The organism is Brevibacterium sp. (genome assembly GCF_031179145.1).
GTDB lineage: Bacteria > Actinomycetota > Actinomycetes > Actinomycetales > Brevibacteriaceae > Brevibacterium.
The window spans coordinates 92,700-119,261 of sequence record NZ_JAPSIB010000001.1 but is presented as its reverse complement, the minus strand read 5'-3'; the positions used below and the strand labels follow the sequence as shown (position 1 = coordinate 119,261).

25 protein-coding genes are annotated in these 26,562 nt (G+C 66.1%); 9 read left to right on the top strand and 16 right to left on the bottom strand.

Annotated elements, in window-relative coordinates; genetic code table 11:
• Positions 1–101 precede the first annotated feature (101 nt).
• The 7 genes from era to hrcA form a co-directional block, all read right to left on the bottom strand.
• The gene (era, locus tag RIT73_RS00510; RefSeq protein WP_309130093.1) at positions 102–1,037 is read right to left on the bottom strand and encodes a GTPase Era; all 936 of its coding nucleotides are present in this window, start codon (positions 1,035–1,037) and stop codon (positions 102–104) included.
• Between the two features lies 1 nt (position 1,038).
• Entirely contained in the window at positions 1,039–2,292 is a 1,254-nt protein-coding gene (locus RIT73_RS00505; RefSeq protein WP_309130092.1) for a hemolysin family protein, read from the bottom strand.
• Between the two features lie 3 nt (positions 2,293–2,295).
• A complete protein-coding gene (ybeY, locus tag RIT73_RS00500) occupies positions 2,296–2,784 on the bottom strand; it encodes an rRNA maturation RNase YbeY (protein ID WP_309130091.1) in 489 nt (162 codons plus the stop codon).
• Complete coding sequence (locus RIT73_RS00495; RefSeq protein WP_309130090.1) at positions 2,781–3,836, bottom strand: PhoH family protein; 1,056 nt, start codon at positions 3,834–3,836, stop codon at positions 2,781–2,783. Before RIT73_RS00495 ends, ybeY begins: the two co-directional genes overlap by 4 nt.
• A gap of 58 nt (positions 3,837–3,894) precedes the next feature.
• Complete coding sequence (locus tag RIT73_RS00490) at positions 3,895–4,710, bottom strand: 16S rRNA (uracil(1498)-N(3))-methyltransferase (protein WP_309130089.1); 816 nt, start codon at positions 4,708–4,710, stop codon at positions 3,895–3,897.
• Positions 4,707–5,819 (bottom strand): molecular chaperone DnaJ, encoded by a 1,113-nt coding sequence (dnaJ, locus tag RIT73_RS00485; RefSeq protein WP_309130088.1) that lies wholly within the window; start codon positions 5,817–5,819, stop codon positions 4,707–4,709. The genes RIT73_RS00490 and dnaJ overlap by 4 nt, the downstream gene beginning before the upstream one ends.
• Positions 5,820–5,912: 93 nt before the next feature.
• Positions 5,913–6,965 carry a heat-inducible transcriptional repressor HrcA gene (hrcA, locus tag RIT73_RS00480; RefSeq protein WP_309130087.1) on the bottom strand — a complete coding sequence of 351 codons (1,053 nt, stop codon included), beginning with the start codon at positions 6,963–6,965 and terminating at the stop codon, positions 5,913–5,915.
• A gap of 162 nt (positions 6,966–7,127) precedes the next feature.
• On the opposite strand from hrcA, the gene RIT73_RS00475 reads away from it, so the two are divergent.
• The gene (locus RIT73_RS00475; protein WP_309130086.1) at positions 7,128–7,985 is read left to right on the top strand and encodes a DUF3097 domain-containing protein; all 858 of its coding nucleotides are present in this window, start codon (positions 7,128–7,130) and stop codon (positions 7,983–7,985) included.
• A 120-nt stretch (positions 7,986–8,105) separates the two neighbouring features.
• Complete coding sequence (locus RIT73_RS00470; RefSeq protein WP_309130085.1) at positions 8,106–8,987, top strand: DUF4870 domain-containing protein; 882 nt, start codon at positions 8,106–8,108, stop codon at positions 8,985–8,987.
• A 152-nt stretch (positions 8,988–9,139) separates the two neighbouring features.
• Here the strand turns inward: RIT73_RS00470 and hemW are convergent, their stop codons facing one another.
• On the bottom strand, positions 9,140–10,372 hold the full coding sequence (gene hemW / locus RIT73_RS00465; RefSeq protein ID WP_309130084.1) for a radical SAM family heme chaperone HemW: 1,233 nt from the start codon (positions 10,370–10,372) through the stop codon (positions 9,140–9,142).
• Complete coding sequence (gene lepA / locus RIT73_RS00460) at positions 10,373–12,226, bottom strand: translation elongation factor 4 (RefSeq protein ID WP_375294954.1); 1,854 nt, start codon at positions 12,224–12,226, stop codon at positions 10,373–10,375.
• A 97-nt stretch (positions 12,227–12,323) separates the two neighbouring features.
• Here lepA and RIT73_RS00455 point away from each other — a divergent pair, with 97 nt between their 5' ends.
• Both RIT73_RS00455 and RIT73_RS00450 read left to right on the top strand, forming a co-directional pair.
• Positions 12,324–13,091, top strand: coding sequence for an endonuclease/exonuclease/phosphatase family protein (locus RIT73_RS00455; RefSeq protein WP_309130082.1), 768 nt, complete (start codon positions 12,324–12,326; stop codon positions 13,089–13,091).
• 11 nt (positions 13,092–13,102) lie between these two features.
• Entirely contained in the window at positions 13,103–13,720 is a 618-nt protein-coding gene (locus tag RIT73_RS00450) for a type II toxin-antitoxin system PemK/MazF family toxin (protein WP_309130081.1), read from the top strand.
• Here RIT73_RS00450 and RIT73_RS00445 read toward each other — a convergent pair.
• A complete protein-coding gene (locus RIT73_RS00445; protein ID WP_309130080.1) occupies positions 13,692–14,972 on the bottom strand; it encodes an amino acid permease in 1,281 nt (426 codons plus the stop codon). The genes RIT73_RS00450 and RIT73_RS00445 overlap by 29 nt on opposite strands.
• Positions 14,973–15,024: 52 nt before the next feature.
• Between RIT73_RS00445 and RIT73_RS00440 the strand changes: the two genes are divergently transcribed.
• A complete protein-coding gene (locus tag RIT73_RS00440) occupies positions 15,025–15,984 on the top strand; it encodes a helix-turn-helix domain-containing protein (RefSeq protein WP_309130079.1) in 960 nt (319 codons plus the stop codon).
• A gap of 190 nt (positions 15,985–16,174) precedes the next feature.
• Positions 16,175–16,435, top strand: a complete 261-nt coding sequence (gene rpsT / locus RIT73_RS00435; RefSeq protein ID WP_113904578.1) for a 30S ribosomal protein S20 — start codon at positions 16,175–16,177, stop codon at positions 16,433–16,435.
• 105 nt (positions 16,436–16,540) lie between these two features.
• On the opposite strand, the gene holA is transcribed toward rpsT, so the two are convergent.
• The 6 genes from holA to RIT73_RS00405 all read right to left on the bottom strand — a co-directional run bounded on the left by holA (position 16,541) and on the right by RIT73_RS00405 (position 24,006).
• Positions 16,541–17,524, bottom strand: a complete 984-nt coding sequence (gene holA, locus RIT73_RS00430) for a DNA polymerase III subunit delta (RefSeq protein WP_309130078.1) — start codon at positions 17,522–17,524, stop codon at positions 16,541–16,543.
• Between the two features lie 122 nt (positions 17,525–17,646).
• Entirely contained in the window at positions 17,647–19,914 is a 2,268-nt protein-coding gene (locus RIT73_RS00425) for a ComEC/Rec2 family competence protein (RefSeq protein ID WP_309130077.1), read from the bottom strand.
• 37 nt (positions 19,915–19,951) lie between these two features.
• On the bottom strand, positions 19,952–20,887 hold the full coding sequence (locus tag RIT73_RS00420; RefSeq protein ID WP_309130076.1) for a ComEA family DNA-binding protein: 936 nt from the start codon (positions 20,885–20,887) through the stop codon (positions 19,952–19,954).
• 176 nt (positions 20,888–21,063) lie between these two features.
• Positions 21,064–21,933, bottom strand: a complete 870-nt coding sequence (locus RIT73_RS00415; protein ID WP_309130075.1) for a DegV family protein — start codon at positions 21,931–21,933, stop codon at positions 21,064–21,066.
• Entirely contained in the window at positions 21,930–23,237 is a 1,308-nt protein-coding gene (locus tag RIT73_RS00410; protein WP_309130074.1) for a UDP-glucose/GDP-mannose dehydrogenase family protein, read from the bottom strand. The genes RIT73_RS00415 and RIT73_RS00410 overlap by 4 nt, the downstream gene beginning before the upstream one ends.
• Before the next feature lie 466 nt (positions 23,238–23,703).
• The gene (locus RIT73_RS00405; protein ID WP_309130073.1) at positions 23,704–24,006 is read right to left on the bottom strand and encodes a hypothetical protein; all 303 of its coding nucleotides are present in this window, start codon (positions 24,004–24,006) and stop codon (positions 23,704–23,706) included.
• Positions 24,007–24,545: 539 nt separating this feature from the next.
• On the opposite strand from RIT73_RS00405, the gene RIT73_RS00400 reads away from it, so the two are divergent.
• The 3 genes from RIT73_RS00400 to RIT73_RS00390 all read left to right on the top strand — a co-directional run bounded on the left by RIT73_RS00400 (position 24,546) and on the right by RIT73_RS00390 (position 26,514).
• Positions 24,546–25,079, top strand: a complete 534-nt coding sequence (locus RIT73_RS00400) for a hypothetical protein (protein WP_309130072.1) — start codon at positions 24,546–24,548, stop codon at positions 25,077–25,079.
• Positions 25,080–25,106: 27 nt separating this feature from the next.
• Entirely contained in the window at positions 25,107–25,535 is a 429-nt protein-coding gene (locus RIT73_RS00395; protein ID WP_309130071.1) for a hypothetical protein, read from the top strand.
• A gap of 283 nt (positions 25,536–25,818) precedes the next feature.
• On the top strand, positions 25,819–26,514 hold the full coding sequence (locus RIT73_RS00390; RefSeq protein WP_309130070.1) for a hypothetical protein: 696 nt from the start codon (positions 25,819–25,821) through the stop codon (positions 26,512–26,514).
• Positions 26,515–26,562 lie beyond the last annotated feature (48 nt).

Here is a 26,562-nt window from a genome sequence, read left to right as displayed (position 1 = left end):
GCCCAAGTCTATTGCAGGAGCCGGCAGGCCCGAGAACCGCGGGTCCCAGTGTCCCGGGAACCGCACCGGGCAAGCCGCGTCCCAGTGGCCCGGGAACCGCCTCAGCTGAAGTCGAAGCCCAGCCGACCGAGCTGCTTCGGATCGCGCTGCCAGTCCTTGGCGATCTTGACGTGCAGATCAAGGAACACCTTGGTGCCCAGCAGCGCCTCGATCCCGCGCCGGGACTCCGAGCCGATCTCCTTGAGCCGGCTGCCTCCCTTGCCGATGATGATCGCCTTCTGGCTGGACCGCTCCACGTAGAGGTTGACGTGGATGTTCCACAGCGGATTGTCCTCGCTGCGGCCCTCCCGCGGGTACATCTCCTCGACCTGCACGGCCAGGGAGTGCGGAAGTTCGTCCCGGACGCCTTCGAGGGCGGCTTCGCGGACGAGCTCGGCGATCATCACCTCTTCGGGTTCGTCGGTGAGCTCTCCTTCGGGATAGAGCGGGGGCGACTTCGGCAGGTACGAGGTCAGCACGGTGTCGACCGTCTCGACCTGGAACCCGTCGACGGCGGAGACCGGAACCACGTCGGCGAAGTTCGCGAGCTGACCGACGGCCAGCAGCGCCTCGGCGACCTGCTCCTGGGACACTTTGTCGACCTTCGTGACGATGGCGACGATCGGGGTCCGCCCGTCGAGCAACTCGAGCTGGGAGGCGATGTACTTGTCGCCGGGGCCGATCGGCTCATCAGCCGGCAGGCAGAAGCCGATCACGTCGACTTCGCTCAGGGTCGCTGCCACGAGGTCGTTGAGCCGTGACCCGAGCAGGGTCCGAGGACGGTGCAGGCCCGGGGTGTCGACGACGATCAGCTGGTGGTCGTCGCGGTGGACGATCCCGCGGATGGTGTGCCGGGTGGTCTGGGGCTTCGCCGAGGTGATCGCCACCTTCTCCCCGACCAGAGCGTTCGTCAGCGTCGACTTGCCGGTGTTGGGGCGACCCACGAAGCAGGCGAAGCCGGCCCGGAAGTCCTCGGGGTAGTCCGTGCGAAATTCCATCTCAGTCCTCTTCCTTGGTGACGCGAACGTGGGTGATGCGGTGGCGACGGCCCTGGCCCTCCAGGGCCTCGATGCGCAGGCCCTCCAGGCGGGCGGTCGAGCCGGCGATGGGCACGCGGCCGATGAGCTTCGTGAGCAGCCCGCCGACGCTGTTGACGTCGTCGAAGTCGATGCGGACGTCGAAGTGCTCGGCGAAGTCCTGGATCGACATCCTCGTGCTGATGATGAAACTGCCGTCCTCGGCTTCGGCGAGCTCATCGTCGCTGGTGTCGTACTCGTCCTCGATCTCCCCGACGATCTCCTCGACGATGTCCTCGATCGTGACGAGGCCGGCGGTCCCGCCGTACTCGTCGACGAGGATCGCCAGGTGGGTCGAGTCGACCTGCATCTGGGCGAGCAGCTCGTCAACGGGTTTCGTCTCGGGCACGAACAGCACGCTCCTGGCGAGGATGTCGACGGGGCGCTCGGCGTCCTCGGGGTGGACGTGGAGCCGGCGGGCGACGTCCTTGAGGTACGCCACTCCCTCGATGTCGTCGAGGTCCTCACCGCTGATCGGGATCCGGGAGAAGCCGGAGCGGAGAAACAGGTTCATCACCTTGTGCAGCGGGGTCCCCGAGATCACGGTGACGAGGTCGGTGCGGGGAACCATCACCTGCTTGGCCGAGGTCTCGGACAGGTTGAACACGGATTGGATCATCTCGCGTTCGCCGTCCTCGATGACATCGGACTCGCTCGCCCTCTCGACGAGGTCGCGCAGCTGATCCGAAGTGACGAACGGCCCGTCCTTGTAAACCCGGTCCGGGGTGAGGAGGTTTCCCAGCCAGACGAGGACCGTCGTCAGCGGTTTGAGCACGACGAGCAGGATGGACACGAACCAGCCGAGGTTGAGGCACACCGCCAGGGATCGCCTCCGCCCGATCGTGCGCGGAGAGACGCCGGCGACGATGAACACGGCGATCGACGAAGTGAGGACCGCGAGGATCACCAAAGCCGGTCCCACCGTGTGGATCGACCCGTAGGCGAGGACGATGAGCACAGTGGCCAGGGCTTCGAGGAAGAGCCGGACGAAGATGACGACATTGATGTTCGTCGGCAGGTCGGCCAGGATCCGCTCGACCCGCAGCGCCGACTTGCGGCCCTCCTCCTTCGCCTCCTCGATCGCATTGTGGGAGACGTTGAGCAGCGCTGAGTCGACGGCGGCCAGGGCCGCCGCGACGACGAGGCAGAGGCCCGCGCCGAGGAACAGCCAGAGCACGCCTCAGACCTCGGTGGGTGCGGGGATGTCGGTGCGCCCGTCGTAGCGGGCGGCGAAGAACGTCAGCAGCAGGTGCCGCTGGAGTGCGAACATCTCCGCGCGCTCCTCGGGCTCTCCATGGTCGTAACCGAGCAGGTGGAGGAAGCCGTGGACCGTGAGCAGGAGGATCTCGTCCATCGTCGAATGTCCGGCAGTGGCGGCCTGCTTGGCGGCCACCTCGGGGCAGATGATGATGTCACCCATCTGACCCTCCGTCGGAGCGTCCTCACGCCCCTGGCTCAGCTGGTCCATGGGGAAGGACATGACATCGGTGGGACCGTCGAGGTCCATCCACTTGATGTGCAGCTCCTCCATCGCCTTCGCATCGACCATCGTCACCGCGAGTTCGGCGCCCGGGTGCATGTGCAGGGCGTCGCCGAGGTACTCCGTCAGTGCGACCACCTCGTCGAGGTCGATCACGGCGTCGGTCTCGTTCGAGATCTCGGTGTTCATTTCGCAGCTCCCCAGAGGTCGTAGGCGTCGACGATCTTCGTCACCAGCGAGTGCCGGACCACGTCCTTGCTGCCGAGGTAGCAGAACTGGAGATCGTCGATGCCGTCGAGGATCTCCTGGACGACCTTGAGCCCGCTGCGGGTGTTGCCGGGCAGATCGATCTGCGAGACGTCTCCGGTGACGACCATCCGCGAACCGAAGCCGAGCCGGGTGAGGAACATCTTCATCTGCTCACCCGTGGTGTTCTGCGCCTCGTCGAGGATGATGAAGGCGTCGTTGAGGGTCCGTCCGCGCATGTACGCCAAGGGAGCGACCTCGATCGTGCCGGTCTCGATCAGCATCGGGATGGATTCGGGGTCGACCATGTCGTGCAGGGCGTCGTAGAGCGGCCGGACGTAGGGGTCGATCTTCTCGTTCAGCGTCCCCGGGAGGAAGCCCAATCGCTCGCCGGCTTCGACGGCGGGGCGGGTGAGGATGATCCGCGAGACCTCTTTGTGCTGGAGGGCGTTGACGGCCATGGCCATCGCCAGGTACGTCTTGCCCGTTCCCGCGGGTCCGATTCCGAAGGTGATCGTGTGATTGCGGATCGCCTTGACGTAGTCGTGCTGGCCCATGGTCTTGGGCCGGATCGACTTGCCCCGGGTGGAGAGGATGTTCGTTCCGAGCACCGCCGAGGCGGCCTTGCCCTCGGTGGAGAACGACGACACCCGGTCGATCGTCTCCTCGTCGATGCGGTGGCCGGAGCCGTGCAGCTTCTTCAGCTCACCGATGAGGCTGACGAAACGGGCGACCTCGGTCGGGTCTCCGCTGACCTGCACCTGGTTGGCCCGCACGTGCAGATCCAGGCTCGGGAACACCCGTTCGAGCTTCCGCACATTCGACTCGCCGGGCCCGAAGAATTCGACCAGGTCGATCGAGTCGGGGATGACGAGACGCACGGTGTCGTCGGCCGCAACGGCATCGGCCGCCGGTGTCGCCCGGTCCGAGGATTCGGTCTCAGGGGTCTCGGAGTTCGTGGGGTGGGAGGAGGTGTTCAGGATGATCCTTTGCATATGGGTTGCACTCTGCCACTATCGTACTTCGTCACCGGCAGATGTGAGGGAAACGCGGTCACCACCGCCCGAGTGCGCACTGCGCCATGACGAGCCCGGCCGGGCCCGCCGAGGAGGATCGCAGGATCGTCGGCCCCAGCAGCACCGGAGTGGCGCCGGCTGAGCTCAGTGCCTCCAGTTCGGCGTCGGAGATGCCGCCTTCGGGCCCGACCACGAGCACGATGCGCTCGATGACCGACTCAGCAGCAGGCGAAGCGGTCTCGGCCCTGGCCGAAGCGGTCTCGGCGCCGGGCGAAGCGAGTGGCAGGTCCGCCGCGGCGAGTGCCTGCGAGAGCCTGAGTGCGGCGGTCTCGTGGAGGACGAACACGCGGTCGGTCTCGGTCAGGAACGAGGTGAGGCGGGTGCCCCGCGCGAGGTCGTGCAGGAGGGGGAAACGGGACCGGCGGGCCTGGAGGGATGCTGCCCTGAGCAGGTTCTCCCACTTCGCGGCCATCTTGTGCCGCTTCTTCTCGGGCCAATCCGCGATCGAGCGTGCCGCGGCCCAGGGCACCACCTCGTCGACGCCGATCTCCGTGGCCTGTTCGATGGCCTGCAGATCACGGTCGCCCTTGGCCAGAGCCTGGACGAGCACCAGCCGGGGCGAAGTCGCCTCCGACCGGCTGACAGAGGCGACGTCGACGCGCAGTTCGTGCGCCGAGGCGGAGGTCACCGTCGCGCGCACTCGGGTGCCCTCACCGTCGACGAGTTCGAGCTCCTCGCCGGGGCCGATCCTGCGCACGCGCACAGCGTGGCCGGCCACCTCCTCGCCGAGGGTCAGCGTCGCTCCGGTCACCGCCTGAGCGGCTTCCGGGGCGAAGAAGACGGGGAGGCTCACCGACCTGCGAACTTCTCACGCATCCGGGAGAACATGCCCCGGTTGTGGGAGGTGATCTGAGCCCGTGGAGTCTCCTCGCCGCGCAGCTTCGCCAGCTGCAGGAGCAGCTCGCGCTCTTCCTCACCGAGGTTCTCCGGGGTGAGAACCTCGACGGTGACGAGCAGGTCCCCGCGGGTGTCCGAACGCAGCCGTTTGGCGCCGAGACCGGCCAGCTTGACGATGGTTCCCGACTGGGTTCCGGGGTCGATGGCGAGGTTCTGAGTGCCGTCGAAGGTCTCGAACGGGATCTCCGCTCCCAGAGCCGCGGCCGTCATCGGGACGGAGATCGACGCGCGCAGGTTGTCCCCGTCGCGCTGGAAGACGTCGTGACGGGCGACCATCACCTCGACATAGAGGTCGCCGGCGGGCCCACCGCCGGGTCCGACCTCGCCCTGGGACGAGAGCTGGATCCGGGTGCCGTCGGAGACGCCGGCGGGAACGCGGATCTTCATCGTGCGCTGCTTGCGGACCCGGCCGTCGCCCTGACAGTTGAGGCAGGGGTTGGGGATGACGGTGCCGAAGCCGTGGCAGTTGTTGCAGGTCTGGTTGGTCACCATCTGACCGAGCAGGGTGCGGGTCATCCTCTGGATGCTGCCCGAGCCGTGGCACAGCGAACACGTCTCGACCGAGGTGCCGTCCTGGGTACCGCCGCCATGACAGGTCTCGCACACGACGGCGGTGGTGACATCGAGGTCGACGGTGCCGCCGAAGGCCGCGGTCTTGAGGTCCACGCTGACGCCGACGAGGGCATCCTTGCCTCGCTGCGTGCGTGGGATGGGACCGCCGGCTGAGCCTGCGCCGCCACCGAAGAACGTCTCGAAGATGTCGCCGAAGCCGCCGAAGCCGCCGGACGGGAAGCCCTGCCCGTTCTCGCCGCCGCCCATGTCGTAGTTGCGCCGCTTCTCCGGGTCGGAGAGGACGTCGTAGGCCAGCGAGATGGCCTTGAACTCGTCTCCGTGTCCAGGGTTGACGTCAGGGTGGTACTTCCTGGCCAGCTTCAGGTAGGCCTTCTTGATTTCAGCCGCCGAAGCGTCCTTGGACACTCCGAGTGTTTCATAGTGATCGGCCACAGAAACTTCTCTCTCCCTGGTGGTGTGGATGGTTCATGTGCGTGGTGATTGAGGTGCATGAGGTGCGGCAGGGCCGCAAAGGGATCGGCGGCCTCAGCCCTTGTCGAGGACCGAGGACACGTACTTCGCGACCGCTCGGACTGCGGAGATCGTCGTCGGATAGTCCATCCGGGTCGGGCCGAGCACGGCCAAACGGGCGGTTGAACCCGAATCCTGACCATATTCCGCAGCCACGAGGGATGTCGAACTGAACGATTCGTGAGTATTCTCACGACCGATGCGGACGCTGATCTCCGCCTGGTCCTCCGCCATCGAGGTGAGCAGCCTGAGCAGGACGACCTGTTCCTCGAAGGCTTCGAGGATGGGGGCCATCTTCTCCCCGAACTCCCGGCCCGACCGAGCGAGGTTCGCGGTGCCTGCCATGATGATGCGCTCTTCCCTGGTCGCGACGACGAGGTCGGAGACGGCCGCACGGACGCTGGAGAGCACCTCGGCGAGGCCCCTGTCCGGCCCCCCGGACTCGTCATCCGCGGAGTCGCCGCCGCCGGTGCCTGGTCCCGCCGAGTCCATGACGCGGGAGAGCTTCTGCCCGGAGAACTCGGAGTTGATCCGGTCGCGGACGCCGCGCAGCTCGTCCTCGTCGAGATGGTCGGAGGTCGAGACGATCTTCTGCTCGACCTGGCCGGCATCCGTGATGAGGACGACGAGGACCCGATTCGGCGCCAAGCCGACGACCTCGATGTGCTTGATCCGAGCCGTCGAGACGGTCGGGTACTGGATCAGTGCGACCTGGTGGGTGAGGCCGGCGAGCACGCGGACGGTGCGATCGAGCATGTCGTCGAGATCGGCGGTGCCGTCGATGAGCTGGTAGATCGCTCGTCGTTCCGCCTGGCTCAGCGGCTTGAACTCCTCGAGGTGATCGACGAAGGTGCGGTAGCCCAGATCCGTCGGGATGCGGCCCGCCGAGGTGTGGGGCTGCGCGATGTAGCCCTCCTGTTCGAGGGCGGCCATGTCGTTGCGGATCGTGGCGGGCGAGACGCCGAGAGTGTGGCGCTGGACGATCGCCTTCGAGCCGACCGGCTCGTTGGTGGCGACGAAGTCCTCGACGATCGCACGCAGCACCTGTGCGCGTCTGCTCTCGTTCATCTGTCCCTCCCCACCTCATTGACGCCCGGCCGCAATGCCCGCGGCCTGGCACTCGCGATTCCTGAGTGCCAATTCTACTCTCCTTCGTTTTCGATTTCACTTTCGCGCTTCCCCCGCGGGTCAGCGTCGCCGCGGCTCGGGCCTTGGCTAGGGTGAGCCGATGTGAATACCTTTGATCGCTATGGATCCGATGTGCTCTCCGCGACCTCGTCGGCCTCCCACCGCCCGAAGAAGTCCGTGCCCGTCGAACTCAAGCTCGGGATGGTCCTCGAAGATGCGATGAGCGGCTACGTGGGCGCAGTCGTGGGCGCGCAGAAGACCACCGCCGGCGTCGTCGTCAACCTCGAGGACCGGCGCGGATCGGTGCGGGCGTTCCCCCTGGGACCGGGCTTCCTCCTCGAGGGCGAACCCGTCGACCTGCGTCTGCCGACGAAGAAGAAGGCCGCACCAGGGCGCACCGCATCTGGTTCGCGGGCGGTGGCCGGAGCCAAGGCGCGAGTGGCCCGCGGTTCGCGGATCTGGGTCGAGGGCAAGCACGATGCGGAGCTCGTGGAGAAGATCTGGGGCGATGACCTGCGGATCGAGGGAGTCGTCGTCGAACCTCTGGGCGGCCTGGACGACGTCGCCGACAAGCTCGCCGAGTTCTCCCCCGACAAAAATCATCGAGTCGGGATCCTCGCTGACCATCTCGTCACGGGGACCAAGGAGTCGAAGATCGCCGAGGCGGTGCGCCGTGATCCGAGGTACCGCGAGGTCGTCCACATCATCGGTCACCCCTACGTCGACATCTGGCAGGCGGTGAAACCGCACGTCGTGGGGATCAGTCAGTGGCCCGTCGTGCCCCGGGGCGAGGATTGGAAGACGGGGATCCTGCGACGGATCGGCTGGCCGCACGCCGATCACAAGGACGTCGCGCGGGGGTGGGTGCGCATCCTCGGCAAGGTCACGACGATCGCCGATGTCGAACCGACCCTGTCGGGCCGGGTCGAGGAGCTCATCGACTTCGTCACCGTCGACTGATCGCGGTCGGGCTGCGCGAGGCCGGGCGAGAGGACATGTGACCGTTTCGGCACAGCGAACATGGCTCAGGCGCTGACGGGTGAGCTAGTGTGAATGGCCAGAAGCTCTGAAAGGAATCCCATGTCTCACAACCCCCAGCACCCGGACTCCGGCCAATCTCGTCCGATGCCTCCCAACTACTCTCAGGCTTCTGGACCCCAGCAGCCCTATGCCAACGGCGGACAGCACAACTACGGTTCGCAGCAGAACTCCGGCTCGCAGCAGGGACAGCCCGGCTACGGCTCCGGTCCGCAGTACGGCGCGCAGCAGGGCCAGCCCGGTTATGGTTCTCAGCCCCAGTACGGATCGCAGCAGAACCAGCAGGGCTACGGATCGCAGCAGAACCAGCAGAACTACGGGTCGCAGCAGAACTACGGATCCCAGCAGGGCCAGCCCAGTTACGGTTCTCAGCCCCAGTACGGTTCTCAGCCGCAGTACGGTTCTCAGCCGCAGTATGGCGCGCAGCAGAGTTATGGCTCGCAGCAGCAGTATCAGGGTGCGCAGAACTATGGGGTGTCGGGCTACGGCGACGCCAATCCTGCCCTCTTCAATTCCCAGGCCCTGCCCGAGCAGGCCTATGGGCCGGGTTCCCAGCAGTTCTGGAACTCCAACGAGTCGGAGCGCTCGACGGCGTTGTGGACCCACATCGGGTCAATCTTCATCTGGTTCCTCCCCCTCATCATGTTCCTCGTGAAGAAGGACGAATCGCCGTTCGTCAGGGAGCACACGCGGCAGGGCCTCAACGCGATGATCACCAATGTCATCATCACGTTCGGCGCCTCGGTCGTGCTCGGCATCCTCGGCTTCCTCCTGGCGCTCGTGACCATGGGGTTCGGGATGCTCATCGTCTACCTGGCGTTCCTCATCCCGCTCGTCTACGCCGTGCTCTACATCATCGCCGCGGTCGCAGCGAACAAGGGTGAGGGCTACAAGTTCCCGCTCACCTTCAGCTTCGTCAAATGAGTTTGCGACACTGAACTCACGACAATGGTGAACGCTCGACACTGAACTCGCGACAACGAACTCGCGACCGTGCCCCTCGGCCCAGGAATTCTCCCGGACCGAGGGGCACAGTCGTCTCAGCTGACGTGTTCGTCTCAGCTGACGTATTCGTCTCAGTCGACGTATTCGGTGAGGACCCGCACCATATGGTCGGCGAGCAGCCTGCCCTGCAGGGTCGGCCGGAACTGACCCACCTCGGCGCCCGCAGGATCGAGGAGCCCCTGGCTGACGAACATCCTCACCGCGGCCTCACTGCCGTGCGGAAGCGAATCGATGCGCAGCTCGGAATCGATTCGAGCAGCCAGCATGATCCGCTCGATCTCCCGCGTCGTCTCCCCGAGCACCTCACGGCCCACGGCCGGAGAGTTCCCTGCCAGCAGCCGATCCGCCCAGGCCCGCGGGTGCTTGGCGTTCCAGAACCGGACGCCGCCGATGTGGGAATGGGCACCGGGCCCGAAGCCCCACCAGTCGGCGTTCCTCCAATAGGCGAGGTTGTGCTCGCAGCGGGTGTCAGCCGACGTCGACCAGTTGCTCACCTCGTACCAGGACAGCCCCGCCGCCGTCATCGCGGCGTCGGCGATCTCGTACTTGTCGGCCAGGTCGTCTTCGTCGGGCATCGGCAGTTCCCCACGTCGGACCATGGCCCCCATCTTCGTCCCGGGTTCGACGATGAGCGAATAGGCAGAGATGTGGTCGACCTCGTTGCTCAGCGCGACGTCGAGCGACCGGCGCCAATCGTCGATCGACTCCCCCGGAGTGCCATAGATGAGGTCGAGGCTGAGCTCCAACCCGGCCTCCTTGATCCATCGCGAGACATCCGGGATCTTCGCGGGGTCGTGAGTCCTCTCGAGGGTTGCGAGCACATGCGGGACCGCCGACTGCATCCCCAGGGAGATGCGGGTGAAGCCCGCCTTCGCCAGGGTCTCGATGTATGCGGGAGTGAGCGTGTCCGGGTTGGCCTCGGTCGTCACCTCGACGTCGGGGGCGAGCCGGCAGCGGGCACGGATGTCGTCCATGACTCCGGCCAGCACCGGGGCCTCGAGCAGAGTCGGGGTGCCCCCGCCGAAGAAGATCGTCGCGATCTCCCGGTCCCCTGCTCCCACCTCGGCGAGGGTGCGGATGGACAGGTCGAGCTCGAGGGCGAGGTTCGCCCGGTAGTCGGAGCGCGAGGCTCCCGGCCCCAGATCCTCGGCGGTGTACGTGTTGAAGTCGCAGTAGCCGCAGCGCACGCGGCAGTACGGAACGTGAACGTAGAGGCTCAGGCCCCTGTGCTCGGCGCCCCGGCCCGCGGACGGCGGAAGTGCACCGTCGAGGGGCGGGACCTCACCTGCTGGTTGGGCGGGCACTTACTTCTTGGCGTCCTTCTTCGGGTCGGGCTCGTCCGAGGACAGGGCGGCGATGAACGCCTCCTGCGGGACCTCGACGCTGCCGACCATCTTCATCCGCTTCTTGCCCTCCTTCTGCTTCTCGAGCAGTTTGCGCTTGCGGCTGATGTCGCCGCCGTAGCACTTGGAGAGGACGTCCTTGCGGATGGCCCGGATCGTCTCGCGGGCGATGATGCGGGAACCGATCGCGGCCTGGATCGGGACCTCGAACTGCTGGCGCGGGATGAGCTTGCGCAGCTTCCCGGCCATGAGCACTCCGTAGGAATAGGCGTTGTCGCGGTGGACGATGGCCGAGAACGCATCGACGGTGTCGCCGTGGAGGAGGATGTCGACCTTGACGAGATCGGCGGCGTCCTGACCGTCGTCCTGGTAATCGAGCGAGGCGTAGCCCTTGGTCCGCGACTTGAGCTGGTCGAAGAAGTCGAAGACGATCTCGGCCAGCGGCAGGCGGTAGCGGATCTCCACCCGGTCCGAGGACAGATAGTCCATGCCCTGGAGCTTGCCGCGCTTGGTCTGGCACAGCTCCATCACCGCGCCGATGTAGTCACTCGGCGTGAGGATCGTGGCCTTGACCATCGGTTCGCGGACTTCCTTGATCTTGCCCGTCGGGTACTCACTCGGGTTCGTCACGGTGGTCTCGGACTTGTCCTCCATCGTCACCTCGTAGATCACACTGGGTGCGGTGGAGATGAGGTCGAGGTCGAATTCGCGTTCGAGCCGCTCGCGCACGATCTCGAGGTGGAGCAGGCCGAGGAACCCGCAGCGGAAGCCGAAGCCCAGAGCCGTCGAGGTCTCGGGTTCGTAGACGAGGGCGGCGTCGTTGAGCTTGAGCTTGTCGAGGGCGTCGCGCAGGACCGGATAGTCCGAGCCGTCGATCGGGAACAGGCCGGAGAAGACCATCGGCTTCGGCTCTTGGTACCCGGGCAGCGCTTGGGTCGCCGAGCGGCCGGCCAGGGTCACCGTGTCACCGACCTTGGACTGCCTCACGTCCTTGACGCCGGTGATGAGGTAGCCGACCTCGCCGACGCCGAGGCCCTTGGAGGCGTGCGGTTCGGGTGAAGACACACCGATCTCGAGCAGTTCGTGTGTGGTTCCCGTCGACATCATGGTGATCTTCTCGCGGGGAGCCAGGGCACCGTCGATGAGGCGGACGTAGGTGACGACACCGCGGTAGGTGTCGTAGACGGAGTCGAAGATCATCGCACGGGCCGGGGCGTCGGCATCGCCGACGGGCGCCGGGATGTCGGTGATGATGCGGTCGAGGACCGCCTCGACGCCCTCGCCGGTCTTCCCGGAGACCCGGAGGCAGTCCTCGGGTTCGCAGCCGATGAGGTTCGCGAGCTCCTCGGCGTACTTGTCGGGCTGGGCTGCGGGCAGGTCGATCTTGTTGAGCACGGGGATGATCGTGAGCTCATTCTCCATGGCCATGTAGAGGTTGGCCAAGGTCTGGGCTTCGATGCCCTGGGCGGCGTCGACGAGCAGCAGGGTGCCTTCGCAGGCGGCGAGCGAGCGGGAGACCTCGTAGCTGAAGTCGACGTGACCCGGGGTGTCGATCATATTCAGGGCGTAGGGAGTGCCGTCGGTGTCCCAGGGCATGCGCACGGCCTGCGACTTGATGGTGATGCCGCGTTCGCGCTCGATGTCCATCCGGTCGAGGTACTGGGCGCGCATGTCGCGCGGCTGGACCACACCGGTGATCTGGAGCATCCGGTCGGCCAGGGTCGACTTGCCATGGTCGATATGAGCGATGATGCAGAAATTGCGAATCAGCTCGGGTGAGGTGGCGGAGGGTGAGATCCGCTGCAGTGCTTGCATATTCACCTGAGGTGACATGAACGCCCTTTCATCGACAAACCAGAATCTCCATTGTTCCATGAGTTGCTTACCAGCCCGGAATCCGCAGGATGGAGTCATGAGTGATTTCTCCGTCATGAGCTTCAACCTCAGGTACCCCGCCAGGGACGGCCATCCGGTGGGTGTGAGACTGCCGATCGCCGCCGAACTCATCACCGCCGCCCATCCCCATCTCATCGGCACCCAGGAGGGCGAACTCGATCAGATGGAGCAGCTCATCGAACTTCTCCCCGACGAGTACATCTGGCTCGGTGAGGGCCATTCCGGCGGGAACTCCGGAGAGTTCACCGCCGTCATCGCCGACTCCTCGCGGTTCGAGGTCCAGGCCGTCGACATCTCCTGGCTCTCGGAATCCCCGGAGACCGTCGCCTCGGAGTCCTGGGGCGTCTCCCATGCCCGGACCCTGACCACCGTCGACTTCACCGACCTGGCCACCGGTCATGGCGTGCGGCTGCTCAACACCCACCTCGACCACAAGTCCGAGCGCGCCCGATTGGAGTCGGGGAGGATCATGGCCGCGAAGATCGCCGAGGCGAGTGATCGGGTGCTCGTCACGGGAGACTTCAACGTCGCCACAGGCTCCCCCGTGTACGCCTTCTTCTGCACCGAGCTCGGACTGCGCGATTCCGCCGTCGACGCCCCCGGCGAGGACATCGGAACCTTCCACCGCTACCGCGGTCCGCAGGCGGGCGCACCGCGGATCGACTGGATCCTCACCGGCGCGGGCCTCCGGGCGCGATCGACGAGGATCAACACTCACTCGCGGGACGGCGAGTACCCCTCCGACCACTTCCCGATCGAGGCGGTTCTCGACTACGTCGATTAGGCTTGGCGCCCATGAGTTGGAAATCACTGGTGAACCGCGCTGTCAAGATCGGAATCAACGAAGGACTGAAGTTCCTCAAGGAATCGCAGGCGAAGGACAGGCGGGGACCAGGGCCTGGGGAGCCGAGTCCTCGGGAGGGTCAGCGCCCACCGCGGCCCACCTCGACGGACCGCCCCACTCCGGCGGGCCGAAGAGGCGACGTTCGCAGCGGGCCCACCTCGGTGAGCTACCCCGGCGACTACCTCGGGGAAGTCCGCCCCTCCTACTCTCCCAGCCTCGACGGGGACGCCGACCCGGGTGAGGTCGTCTGGGGATGGGTTCCCTATGAGGAGGACCACAGTCAGGGCAAGGACCGTCCCTCGCTCGTCGTCGGCAGGGACGGCCGCTGGGTTCTCGCGCTCATGCTCACGAGCAGGGATCATGTGCCCGGCGGCTTCGGAGAGATCCACTCCGAGGGGAGGTCGCGGTGGATGAACATCGGCAGCGGAGCCTGGGACAGCCAGGGCCGGCCCTCCGAGGTGCGCCTCGACCGCGTGATCCGGCTGGACCCGGAGGCGATTCGCCGGGAGGGCGCGATCATGGACCGTGAGGTGTTCGAACTCATCGCGGAGAATATCGGCGCGCACTGAACGCGGCCAGAGCGATCACGAGAGCCATGCCGATCGGGATGATGATGTGCCACCCGGTGAATGGGACCGTCAGCAGCAGGAACCCCAGCGCGATCACTGCGACGATCCGATCACGACCGGAGAACAGGCGCACTGCAGCCGCGGTGCCGACGAGGTAGGTGGCCAGCACCAGCACGGCCGGGATCAGGACGAGATCCTCGGTCTGCCACCCGAAGATGAGCGATCCCACATGCCCGAGCGCCCCGATGCCGCCGACGGTGAGCACCGAGACCACGGGAACCGACTCGCTGTTCTCATGGGCCAGTGCTTTGGGCGCCCAGCCGTCGCGGCCGAGAGCCGAGCCGAGTCGCGAGACCGAGTGCATGAAGGCGTGGGTCGTGCCCAGGCAGATGACGACGGCGGCGACGGCGATCGTCCCCGAGGCGGCCACACCCCATCCACCTGCGACGATCAGGCCCAGCGAGATCCGGTCGGTTCCGGGATCTCCGTAGGTCCCCGTTCCGACCACAGCAGCGGCGACGCCGAGGTAGAGGACCGTGACGATGAACACCGTGAGCAGCGTCGCCTGCGGAAGTGTCCGGCGCACGTCGCGGAACTCCCCCGACAGGTGGGCGATCGCCTCCCAGCCGGCGAAGGCGAAGAAGAGCACCACGACCGCCTGACCGATTCCACCGATTCCGGCAGGGGCGAAGGGAGCGAATTCGGTGCCGCGCATCTGCGGGATGGCGACGACGATGACCGTGGTCAGAATCGCTGCGACTCCGAGCGCCAGACCGATCTGCAGCCTCGACCCCACTGCGACGCCTGCCAGATTGGCGGCGATGGACACGGCGAGGATGAGGAGCCCGAAGACCGGCGCCCAGCCTCTGCCGAGGTCCATGGCCGAGCACAGGTAGTGTCCGGCCGTGAGCGGCACCACGACATGCCCGACGGCGACCGCGATGAAGTACCACCACCCGGCGATGGCGCCGGCCGCCCGGCCGAATGCCCGGGTCGCATAGGTCGCCACCCCGCCCGCATCGGGCATCCGCGACGCCAGAGCGGCGAAGGTGAACGCCAGCGGCACCCCGAGAAGAGCGCTGAGCGCCCAGGCCACGAGTGACGCCGGCCCGGCCAGGGAAGCGACCTGGCCAGGCAGGACGAGCACCCCCGCTCCCAGAATCGCGCAGGTGTAGAGAGCCGTTCCCTGAACGAGGCCGATCCGCGCCGGCGGGGTCGAGTGACGGGTGGACGAAGCGGGTTCTGCGGTCATGCGTCCATTCCACTCTCGACCGGGCAGTCCGCCCAGTGTCATAATGGACGGCATGCGCAAGAATTCCGACATTCATCGAGTGGCGCTCGCGCTCATGCCTGGCGCTCCAATCTTCGAGCTCGCCGTCCCGTGCGAGGTGTTCGGCATCGAGCGGCCGGAGATCGCCGATCCCTGGTATCGCTTCGACGTCTGCGCCACCGAGCCGGATACGATCGTCTCCGGCGGATTCTCGGCGGTCGGCGCACGCGGACTGGATGGTCTGGCCGAGGCCGACACGATCGTCGTCCCGGCCTGTTCGAACGTGCACGCAGCTCCCCCGCAGGAGCTCGTCGAGGCGATCGCCGACGCCCATCGCAGGGGTGCCCGGATCGCGTCGATCTGCTCGGGTGCGTTCGTCCTCGCCGAGGCCGGGATCCTCGACGGACGGAAGGCGACGACCCATTGGATGCATGCCGAGCTCCTGTCCCGCCGCTATCCCCGTGTCCACGTCGACCCCAATGTCATCTACACCCAGGACGGCGGAGTCCTCACCTCCGCCGGAACTGCGGCGGGCATCGATCTGTGTCTGGAACTGGTGCGTCAGGATCATGGGACGGCTGCGGCGAACGCCCTGGCCCGGAGGCTCGTGACTCCCCCGCACAGGAACGCCGACCAAGCCCAGTTCATCCTCTCGCCCATCGTCGAGGCGGCGGATTCGCCCCTGGAAGCCACACTGCAGTGGGCCAGGGAGCATCTCGACGAACCGATCCGGGTCCGGGACCTGGCCCGCCTCGCCCATCTGAGCGAACGCCAGCTGTCTCGGAAGTTCCTCGATCTGCTCGGCTGCAATCCCGGCGAGTGGCTGCTGCGGGAACGGCTGCGGCGGGCGCAGGAGCTGCTCGAGGTCAGCGACGATACGATCGAGCGAATCGCCTCGATGAGCGGCTTCGGAACGGCGGCCGGGCTGCGTGCGGCGTTCGTCCAGCATCTCCATGTCTCCCCCAGTCAGTATCGGAAGACCTGGGCGGCCTGAACGATTTCTGCCGCACGAGCGAGTCCTGGTAATATCGGTAGCTGTGTCTTCATCAAGGCGTGTGTCTCGCCGAGGTCGGGTGAAGATGCCATCAGTTGCGATTCGCCGGAGTGTTTCCCCGCCGAGGCGAGCACATCGTCTCTGATGCGCCCTCACGACCATGTACCACTAACACGAAAGAGTGTTGAAATTGGCTAATATCAAGTCACAGATCAAGCGGATCAAGACCAACGAGAAGGCTCGCCTGCGCAACAAGGCAGTGCGGACCGAGGTTCGTGGACTCGTCCGCGCCGTCCGCGAGAGCATTGCTGCAGGAAACAAGGACGAGGCACAGCAGGCTTATGCTGTGGCCGCCCGCAAGCTCGACAAGGCTGTGTCGAAGGGTGTTCTGCACAAGAACAACGCTGCGAACCGCAAGTCGAAGCTCGCCAAGCAGATCAACGCTCTCTGACAGACGCGATCACTGCGACGATGAGTCGTCAAGGGCCCGATCCATTCGTGGATCGGGCCCTTGGTCATTCACCGCGCTCTATTCGTGGATCGGGCCCTTGGTCAGTCACCGCGCTCGGGCGAGGCGACAGACCTCGGTGACGAACCACTCGACGGCGTAGACGGGATCGCGGCCTCCGCCCTTGACGGCCTCATCCGCCTCGGCGGCGGCGATCAGCGACTGGCCCAGGGCGACCTCGTTCCAGCGCCGGACCTCGCGCCTGGCGCGGTCGACCTGCCACGGGGCCATCTTCAGTTCGGCGGCGAGCTCACCACTCGATCCTGAGAACCCCTGCACCTTGGCCATCGACCGCAGCTTCATCGCGACCGCCGCCACCAGGGGCACCGGGTCCGACCCGGTCGACAGGGCATGGCGGAGCAGACTGAGCGCGCTCCCCGCATCTCCGCTGACGGCGGCGTCGGCGACCTTGAATCCGGTGGCTTCGACCCGACCGCCGTAGTACTTGTCGACGATCTCCGCGGTGATCGTTCCGCTCGTGTCCTCGATGAGCTGGTCGACCCCGGCGTTGAGCTCGGCGAGGTCGGAACCGAGAGCGGACATGAGTGCTGCCATTCCGGCTTCGTCGATCTGCCTCTTCGCGGTCTTGAACCGGGCCTGAGCGAACTTCGCGCGGTCGCTCTCATTCTTCAGAGGCGCCGCATCGATCCGAGGGAATCCGACAGTGTCGAGGGCTTTGACCAGTTTCGCCCCGCGGTTGCCGCCGCCGTGGAGGAGCAGCACGACCGTGTCGTCATTTGGGTCGTCGAGGTAGGCGAGCGCGTCGGTGAGGAAGGCCTCCGAGCACTTCTCGACCGCCTCGACGACGATGAGCTTCGAGGTGGAGAACAGTGAGGGCGAGGCCGCCATCGCCAACTCCCCGCCCTGATACCCGGCGGCATCGAGGTCGATCTCCTCCGGGTCCTTCTTCCGGACGGCTGCGACGATCCGATCCTTGGCCATGCGGATCAGCACCTGCTCGCTGCCGGAGATCATCACGACCGGAGCCGGCTTCGCCGAGCTCCACGGAATCAGGGTCTTCTTCACTGCCATGCCTCCAGCCTATCGCGAGGCCCGGACGCGCCTCAGCCGCACGTTGCGGGTTGGGCCTCTCCCACACGTGTGGGCTGTCCTCACCCGCCTCAACCGCCGCAACCGCATGCGCGATCTGCGCCTCAACTGCACGAGCGGTCTGTGGAGTACCGCGCATCGGGGTAGAGGGCGATGGTCCCACAGCGGTCAGTCCGCAGCACCGGGACGGGCCCGAACGCTCGCAGAGATCGCGGGGAGGGATGCCCGTAGCGGTTCTCCCCCACCGACACAGCGCCGAGCCGCGCCGCAGCGGCCGAGTAGAAGTCCTCCGACAAGTCGCTCGACCCATGGTGGGGTGCGACCAGGACGTCGACGGGCTCAATGCCCTGCGCGACGAGAAACTGCTCGTCCTCCCCGATGTCACCGGGCAGCAGAATGCTCAGCCCTGCCAGTTCGACGCGCAGCACCAGGGAATCCCTGTTGCGCTCGGCCGACTCCTGCCGCGGACGCATCGCCGCCGCCCCCGATTCTGCGCCTCCCGCCGCCGTCCCCGCAGCGAGGGATCCGGCTGCCCCCGGAGGCGGGTTCGCTGCGATCGGCCAGAGCACGTCGATGGCTGCCGGGCCGATCCGCACCTGCTGCCCACGCTCCGCGGTCAGCAGTTCGGCCCGGGAGCTCGCGACGATCCGTTCGGACTCGGGGCCGACCGCGTTCGGCGACACCCACAGCTTCTCGACCGACCGCGACCACATCGTGGCCTCCCAGCCGGCGCTGTGGTCGGCGTCGAAATGGGAGATGAACAGCTCGACGTCGTCGACGCCGGAGGAATCGAGGCACTCGTCGATCGGCTTCGGCTCCTCTCCGGTGTCGACGACGAGCCCGCGACCCTGCCCCAGGTTGACCACGGTCGCCGACCCCTGTCCGACGTCGCAGATCATCACCGCCCAGTCCGCGGCCGGCGGTCGGCTGCGCTGGGCGATGACGATCAGCGCGGTCAGAGCCAGGCAGGCGGCGACCACTGGAAGGCCCCACTGCTTCCAGCGCAGGAGCAGCCAGACCCCCACGGACAGGACGAGGAGGAGGGCGAGCGCGATGACTGTTCCCCACGGCGGTGCCGGCCAGTCGAGCGAGGCTCCCGGCAGGCCGGCCCCGACTCGGGCCACGGCCGCGATCCACCAGGCGAACAGCGACCCGAACCAGGCGCAGACCTCGGCGCCCCACAGCAGACCGGGCACACCGAGGAGTCCGAGCCCTCCGCTGACCAGCGACACGAATCCGAGGATCGTGGCCGGCAGGATCGCGGGTGCGGCCACCGCATTGGCCAGCACCGACCACAGACCCACCCGCGGGTCGATCGCCACCAGTACCGGGGTGCAGGCGACCTGCGCGACGAGCGGGACGACCAGTGCCCCGATGACGACCGCAGGGACGAGCGGGAGGCGAACGGTCAGGGCCCGGACGAGGACCGGGATGACGAACATGATCGCCGCGGTGGACACGACGGAGAGCACAAAGCCCAGAGAGCTCGCCAGGACCGGGACGAACGCCAGCAGCACGCACACGCACGTGCAGATCACGGCCACCGGTGAGATCCCGCCGCCGCGCAGGAACACGATGGCCACGGCGGTCGCCATCGCCGCCGCCCGGATCGCACTCGGTTCGAAGCCGACGATGAAGAGGTAGAACAGGCAGGTGAGCACCCCGACGCCGACGCGCGTCCGCGGACCGGCCCGGCACGCCCCGGCCAGAATTCCCGCACCGAGGGCGACGATCGAGACATTGGTCCCCGACACCGCGGAGACATGCGTCAGTGAGACGACCCGCATATCGTCGAGCATCCTCGCGTCCTGCGGCTCGGTGTCGCCGATGACGAGCCCCGGCAGCAGCCGGCCGCCCGCATGACCGGCGGCCACAGCGTCCTCCCGCAGTCCCGCGCGCAGATCGTTGCGCCACTGCCACAGTGGGCCCGGCTCCCGGATGATCCTGGGCTCCTGCCGGCTGACCCTGATGTCGCCGAGGCGCTGCGTCGTCATCGTCACCGCAGACCCGTCCCGCAGAGCCGAGGGAGCGAGGACCTCGGCGAACCCGGTCCCCGTCACCACCGTCAGCCGGGTCCAGCCCGCAGCGCCGGGCCGGCTGTGCCCGACGACCGTTCCGCTCATCTCCTCGTGACCGCTGGGCCCACGCGCCGAGGCGAGCATCGTGATCTCGACCGTGACGAGGCACGCGAACAGGATCAGCCCGACGCCGAGGTGGTGGTGGGCTCGCAGACAGACGAACCCTGCCGCAGCCAGCACAGGGGTGAGGAGGAGCGCTCCCGGCCCTGGTGCGACCAGGGCCACTGCCCACAGCCCGGCAGCGCACAGGAGCAGCCGAGTCGATCCCGGCCAGAGCAGGGTCGTGGTCCGCACCCAAGAGGCACACCGCGCTCCCCGGCGCGCAGTCGCATCACCCCACCGTGACAAGGTCCTTCAGCCTCTCGTACGTCTTGGGTCCGATGCCGTGGACGAGGAGGAGATCCTCGACACGGGTGAAAGGCTGCGCCCGGCGATGGGCGATGATCGCCTCGGCGGTGACCGGGCCGACGCCGGGAAGGGTCTGCAGGTCAGTCGAGTCAGCGGTGTTGAGGTCCACCTTCGCACCGCCGCTCCCCTCCGCGGCGCTCGTCCCGTCTGCCCCGCCGCCGGCGGAACCGCTCGCCGTCGAGGAACCTCCGGCAGTCGAGGAACCTCCGGCGGTCGAGCCCCCGGGCCCCTGACCGCCGGGTGCCGTTCCTTCGCCTGCGGGAGCCGGCCCCGGCTCTCCCGTCCTCTCCTCCCCCTCGGCGGGAATGTGGACCTGCTCCCCGTCGACGAGCACCCGGGCGAGGTTGACGGCTTCGGCGTCGGCTGCGCTCTTCAGCCCGCCGGCCGCGTCCACCGCGTCCTGGATCCGTGATCCCGCGGCCAAGGTCACCACCCCGGGATTGCGCACCTGCCCCGTCACGTGGACGACGACATCGCCGCCTTCCGGCGCCGCAGGACCCGCAGAACCGCCAGAGCCCGCAGGAGCGCCCGTCGGTACGGGTCCTGCAGTTCCCGTCTGTCCAGTTCCGGTCTGCCCGGATTCGGGCTGTCCGGATTCGGGCTGTCCGGTTCCGTCCGCGGTCGAGTGCCCTGCCGGAGAGTGCTCTTCGACGGGCCGGAAGAGCAGGAACGCCGCCACCAGTGCAGCCGCCGTGAGCACCGCCAGAGTGAGAAGGATGGGCAATCGCGTCCGCCTCGCCGGGACGGGTTCCTCCTCGCCCTGGGAGTCGGCGACGAAGACGTCTCCCGGCACCCAGCCGCCGCGTTCGGTGCCGGCGCTGATGAGCCCGGCGAAGCGATCATCGGGAGACACGGCCATGCCCGCAGGCTACGGTGCGCGCTGCCGAGTGGCCCAGGCCCGAAGACGGGCCTGTGGAGAGAGGCTCTCGTTCCACAGGGGAATCGGGCACGAGTCGGCTGCGTATCCACACGCTCGACGCACCCGAGTGGCGATCAGGGCGTCGTCTGTCCGGTGAACCCGATCGCCAGTGGCGGTCAGGGCGTCGTCTGCACGGTGATTCCGATCGCCCCGGGGCCGACGTGAGCGGTGATCACGGGTGACAGTGTCCGCAGGGACGTCTCGAGACCGAGTTCGGCGAATTTCTCCTGCAGCACGACCACGTCATCGTGTTCGCAGTCGCCGCCGGCCTGCTGGATCTCGACCCGGACGCCGTCCTCGCCGAGCTCACCGGCGGCGGCGACCGTCAGCTGGGTCATCCGGTCGATCGCCTTGGACCAGGTCCTTACCCGAGCCAGGGGCACGACAACCCCGGATCTGAGCCCGAGCACGGGGACGATCTGCAGGGCCCGGCCGAGCAGGGATGACGCGGCGCCGATGCGACCGCCTCGGCGCAGGTGCTCGAGGGTGGCGGGGGCGAACATCGTCTGCGTCTCCGTCGCGCACCAGTCCGCGACGACCCCGGCGATCGATTCGGCGTCACGACCGTGGGAGATGCCCGCGGCGGCGATGAACACTGCTCCGGCCAGTCCCGCCGAGGTGGTGCGGGAGTCGACGACGTCGATGAAGATCGGCTGCGCCTCGGCGGCGGACACCGCCGAATCCCGGGTTCCCGAGAGCTCACCCGACATGGTCACGGTGATGATGGCCTCGGCCCCGCGGTCGATCAGGGTGGAGAAGGCGTTCGTGAACTGCGCAGGAGTGGCCAGGGACGTGCTCACCGGGGTGCCCTCGCTCATCGCGGAGCAGAGCTCGGCGGCGCTGAGTTCGCCATCGGTGAATTCGACTCCGCCGACGATCACCGTCAAGGGGACGACCGCGATGAGGCCGCCGGTGAGCTCCTCCAGGGACTTGAGTTCCTCCGAGGACAGCTGCGCCGTGGAGTCGGTGACCAGCCCGATCCTCATGGCCGACCCAACGCCCGATACGTCCACCCGGCATCCCGCCAGACCACCGGATCGAGGACATTGCGCCCATCGACGAGGACCTTGCCGGCCACCACCGACGCCGTCTCCTGCGGGTCGAGGTTCCGGTACTCATTCCATTCCGTCAGCAGCAGCACCGCATCCGCCCCCGTCAGGGCCTCAGCCGTGTCGGCGACGAACCGCAGCTCCGGGAACATGCGCGAAGCATTCTCGATCGCCTCGGGATCGGTCACCGTCACCACCCCGCCCTGCGTCGCGATCAGCCGCGCCACGGCCAGCGCCGGGGAATCACGCACATCATCGCTGTCGGGCTTGAACGCCGCCCCGAGAATGGTGATCCGCTTGCCGATGAACGACCCGTCAAGCGCTTCCCGAGCGATGTCGACCATCCGCACCCGCCGCCGCATGTTGATCGCATCGATCTCCTTGAGGAACGCCACCGCCTGATCCGCGCCGAGCTCACCGGCCCGCGCCATGAACGCCCGGATGTCCTTGGGCAGGCATCCCCCACCGAAACCGAGGCCCGCATTGAGGAACTTCCGCCCGATCCGATCATCCATCCCGATCGCGTCCGCCAGCAGAGTCACATCAGCGCCCGAAGCCTCGCACAGCTCGGCCATCGCATTGATGAACGAGATCTTCGTCGCCAGGAACGAATTCGCCGCGGTCTTGACCAACTCCGCCGTCGCATAATCGGTGATCATGCGCGGGGTGCCATCGGCGAGGATCGTCTCATACACAGCATCGAGGACATCGGCGGCCCTCTGCCCGTCCGCACCCGTACCGACGCCGTAGACCAACCGGTTGGGGTGCAGGGTGTCGTCGACGGCATGACCCTCGCGCAGGAACTCCGGATTCCACATCACCGCGGCGCCGGACTCGGCGAGAACCACCGCCAGACGCTGCGCGGTGCCGACGGGAACCGTCGACTTGCCCACAACCACCGACGACGAAGTCAGGTGCGGGACCAGCGACTCGAACGCCGCATCGACATAGGTGACGTCGGCGGCGAACTCGCCGGGCTTCTGCGGAGTGCCGACGCACACGAAATGGACCTCGGCCTCACTGACACGGGAGACATCGGAGGTGAACTCGAGGCCGCCACGCTCCCGCCCCCGGATCAGGAGGTCGCCGAGGCCGGGCTCGAAGAACGGAGGCCGACCCGCATTGAGTGCGGCGATCTTGTCCTCGTCGACATCGATGCCCACCACGTCATGGCCGAGAGAGGCCATGGCCGCCGCATGCACAGCACCCAGATATCCGCATCCAATGACTGAAATCCTCAACCTGTGCTCTTCCTCCAGACGACCAGCTGTCCGAGCAAACTATATGCCACAAATGTGACCGTTCTCCGCAAGAAATGGCGGAATCTCAGGTCAGAAGAGTTCCTTCAGGAGGCGAGATTCGCTCGCGGGAACCGCTGGGGGACCGCGCCTCGCGGGATTGCCGCACCCCTCAAACCTATGCACTTACTCTGCAAGAGCACGAACTTCTGGACGGCGGATGCCTGAGCCCAAAAGGCTTCCGAAGTAATGCGTCTTCCAGGGTAAGGCGAATGCCGAGATCGCCGAGACGTTCAGAGTCCAGCTTCAGCGCATCACACCATCGTCAACGGAGAGAAGAAACGGCTCCCTGACAACAATCGCCCCGACTGGCGATTTGCGCCGAGGTGAATCCGACCGGCCCACGCCAACTTGTGCCTCGGCAGTGGTGAACTTCGCGCACCGACTCCCGCAAGGCGAGGAGATGCCCTCAGAGTTCATTGTCCGGAGCACGCAAGCGTGGGTGGAACAGGTCGAAGCCAACGAGCGTCGTCCACCTCGGGTGTCGCCGGACGAGCGCGGCGCAGGCAACGATGAACAGAGCGGCAATCACCCACACCCAACCGAGTTGATTCTCGTTGAGGTAGTCGGGCAGGTAGGCGAATGCGCGAGCACGCGCGGCGGTCTGGACAGCAAGATATGACCAGCCGACGAACACCCACGGAATCGAGAGCACGAGGAGGAAGGCTCCCCGGAAGCCGTCGAGGTGGTTAGCGATGGGCCCTGGGATCAACGCACCACCTCCAGCGCACCTCCCGGTGGAAACTCACTGATTCTCATTGGCATCCTCACCCTCCTCGGGCACGAGGGCTTCGAGCTCCTGGATGCGCAGCCGCAGGACGACGTTCTGCTAATGGCACCGCACGTTCTCGGACATGTACTCCTGGTACAGGGCCTGGAGGATCAGAGTCTGTTCTGCGTTCAGTTCTGTCATAAGTCTTTCCTTTTGAGTGAATAAATGGTGCCCCGCGGCATTAGACCGAGCGGGGCATCTGATTGAATATGCAATTATTGTTCGAGTTATCTCTGGAAGCCCATGTGTTCGCATTGACTTCACGGGGTTATCGGTTGGACAGTCACGACTGGTGAGACGATAATTAGCGAGGTGAGTTAGCTACTTGCTGGTAGCCCGCCTCTCCTCCCCTCGAATACCCAATCCAGAGAACGGATAGAAGATTGCTCAAACGATTAGCCGGTGTCGGCGTAGCTGCCGTACTTATGACGGCCGCATTCGTGTCGCCTGCAGCAGCGTCAACGACATCCCCCGATACGATGACCAACGATGAAATGACGAGTCTCCAAGCCCCCTCCCCTTACGTGGAAGCAAAGACCGAAGAGGAGGCTATGAAAAAGTTGGACCAGATCGATCGCGAGCGTTCCGGCGGAGTCTCAGTGAGTACTACCGGCGTTAACTTCGGGCCATGCGTGCTGTATCCAGCAGGTTTTCATCTCCGAAAGTCGAGCGGATACAAATATGGAGGGGTGAAACCGGTCACCGTCTGCACGAAGCACGTCACGGGAATCAAAATGGCCTCTCAGTTGAGGGTCAAGAATTTGCTTATGTGGGTAAAGACTGGCGCTCAGATCCCACAGACCGCCACTGATCACGACCTCAAAACCGGTGGCGTCTATAAGAAGAAGCACTATACTGTGAAGTTCGAGCAAAAGAATATGAACTATAAGTGCAACGGAAAGAAGAGCCACAAATGGTCCGCGGACATCATAGGACGGCTCCGCTACCAAGGGCACACCATGTGGGCACGCGTCGCGGCTCCAGTGCTCACTTTCGCATGTGGTCCGCACTGATTCCCGCCGATCGAAATGGGGTCCGACATGGAGGCTCAAATTGTCCATCTCCTTTTCGTCAAGAGGCCCTCGCCATTCGAACCTGACGAAATCATCGATCCTTTGGTCGGAATTCTTGCCGACGAGAGCGAATGCGAACGCTTCGAGGCGGAGCACAAAGACCTCGAAGTCAGCTGGGAGGATCGGTTCGTCAACGATGCCGAAGGGCATCAGATTGCGACGGGAGATACTCTATATGCGTACTTCTATATGGCTATGGTCAGGGAGACGCCTGCAGGAAAAATCCTTGACCTGCTGACGGATGCGGCAGTCGAGGATGTCATGTACCAGAAGGAGAACGCCCAGAAAATGCTGGACGTAGGAGACATCCAGGTCATGACTGTTGGCGACATTCGTCTCGGAGGCGACTTTCCGACCATCTCAGTACCAAGCGACTGGGAGACGATCAGTGAGTAAGTAGGTCAATTGCCGACTTCGTAAACTCAGCTAGCCGGCGAGGGCTCCACAGCTCACCCAGTTCGGCCACCCTTTCCACACCGAATGTTTTCAGTGTGGATCGGGTGGCCGTCTGCGTATCGGCTACTTGGATAATTGAGCTTCGAGGGATTCGATTCGGTCGCGCAGCTTGCGGACTACCGGGATGAGGGCGACGCCGAGCTTGTCGTAGCTCAGCGTGACGGCACACTATATGCCACCGAGGTGCACGATATCTGCAGGATGAAACAGTACGCTTGGAGCTGTGAAGCGTTTCCTGGATTTCCTCACCAACTCACCGGCTGCGGTGACTCTCGCTGTGCTGACCGTGATCGGCGTGGTCCTGTTCGCGATCCCCGGTCTGCATACTGTCGCCTGGATCATCGGTCTCCTCCTGTGCCTGGGCATCATCGGCGCTCTGCTGATGTTCCACGGCGAATGGCGTCGCGCCCAGCAGCAGGTCGACCGCCTCCGGCAGGAGCTCAGCGTCGAACGGGGACGCCTCGACAGTGTCGGACTGACACCGATCGACGACGAGGTCGCCCAGATTCCCGATGAGATCGCCGCCCAGAAGATCCTGGCCCTGTTCCCCGACTCGAGTGGGCTGATCCAGTCGCTGCGGCTGGACGCCACCTTCGGCACCCTGGCCGTCGACGAGCTCGAGCCCCTGCACTCGTTCCGCGCCGACTTCAAGAAGGCGAGCTTCGACAACCCTCGCTCACACACGGCGTTCATGAACCTCTACCGGGCCGCCGAGGCGCTGTCCATCTGGGTGAAGGAGGAGACCCGGGTCCTGCCGTCGGACAAGACGCAGCGGGAGATCCGTCCCGGCGACAGCCGCGAGGGCGGATGGCGCGAGTACACGGAGGCGCGGACCCGCGGGGAGCGCCTCGGCGACGAGTTCCTCGCCGCCCGGTGGGAATTCAACCAGACGGCCCTCGAACTCGGCCTCGTGGTCTGAGCAGAGTCGTTGGCCTGAGAGCGTCAACGCGCAGCAGGTGAGAAAGGG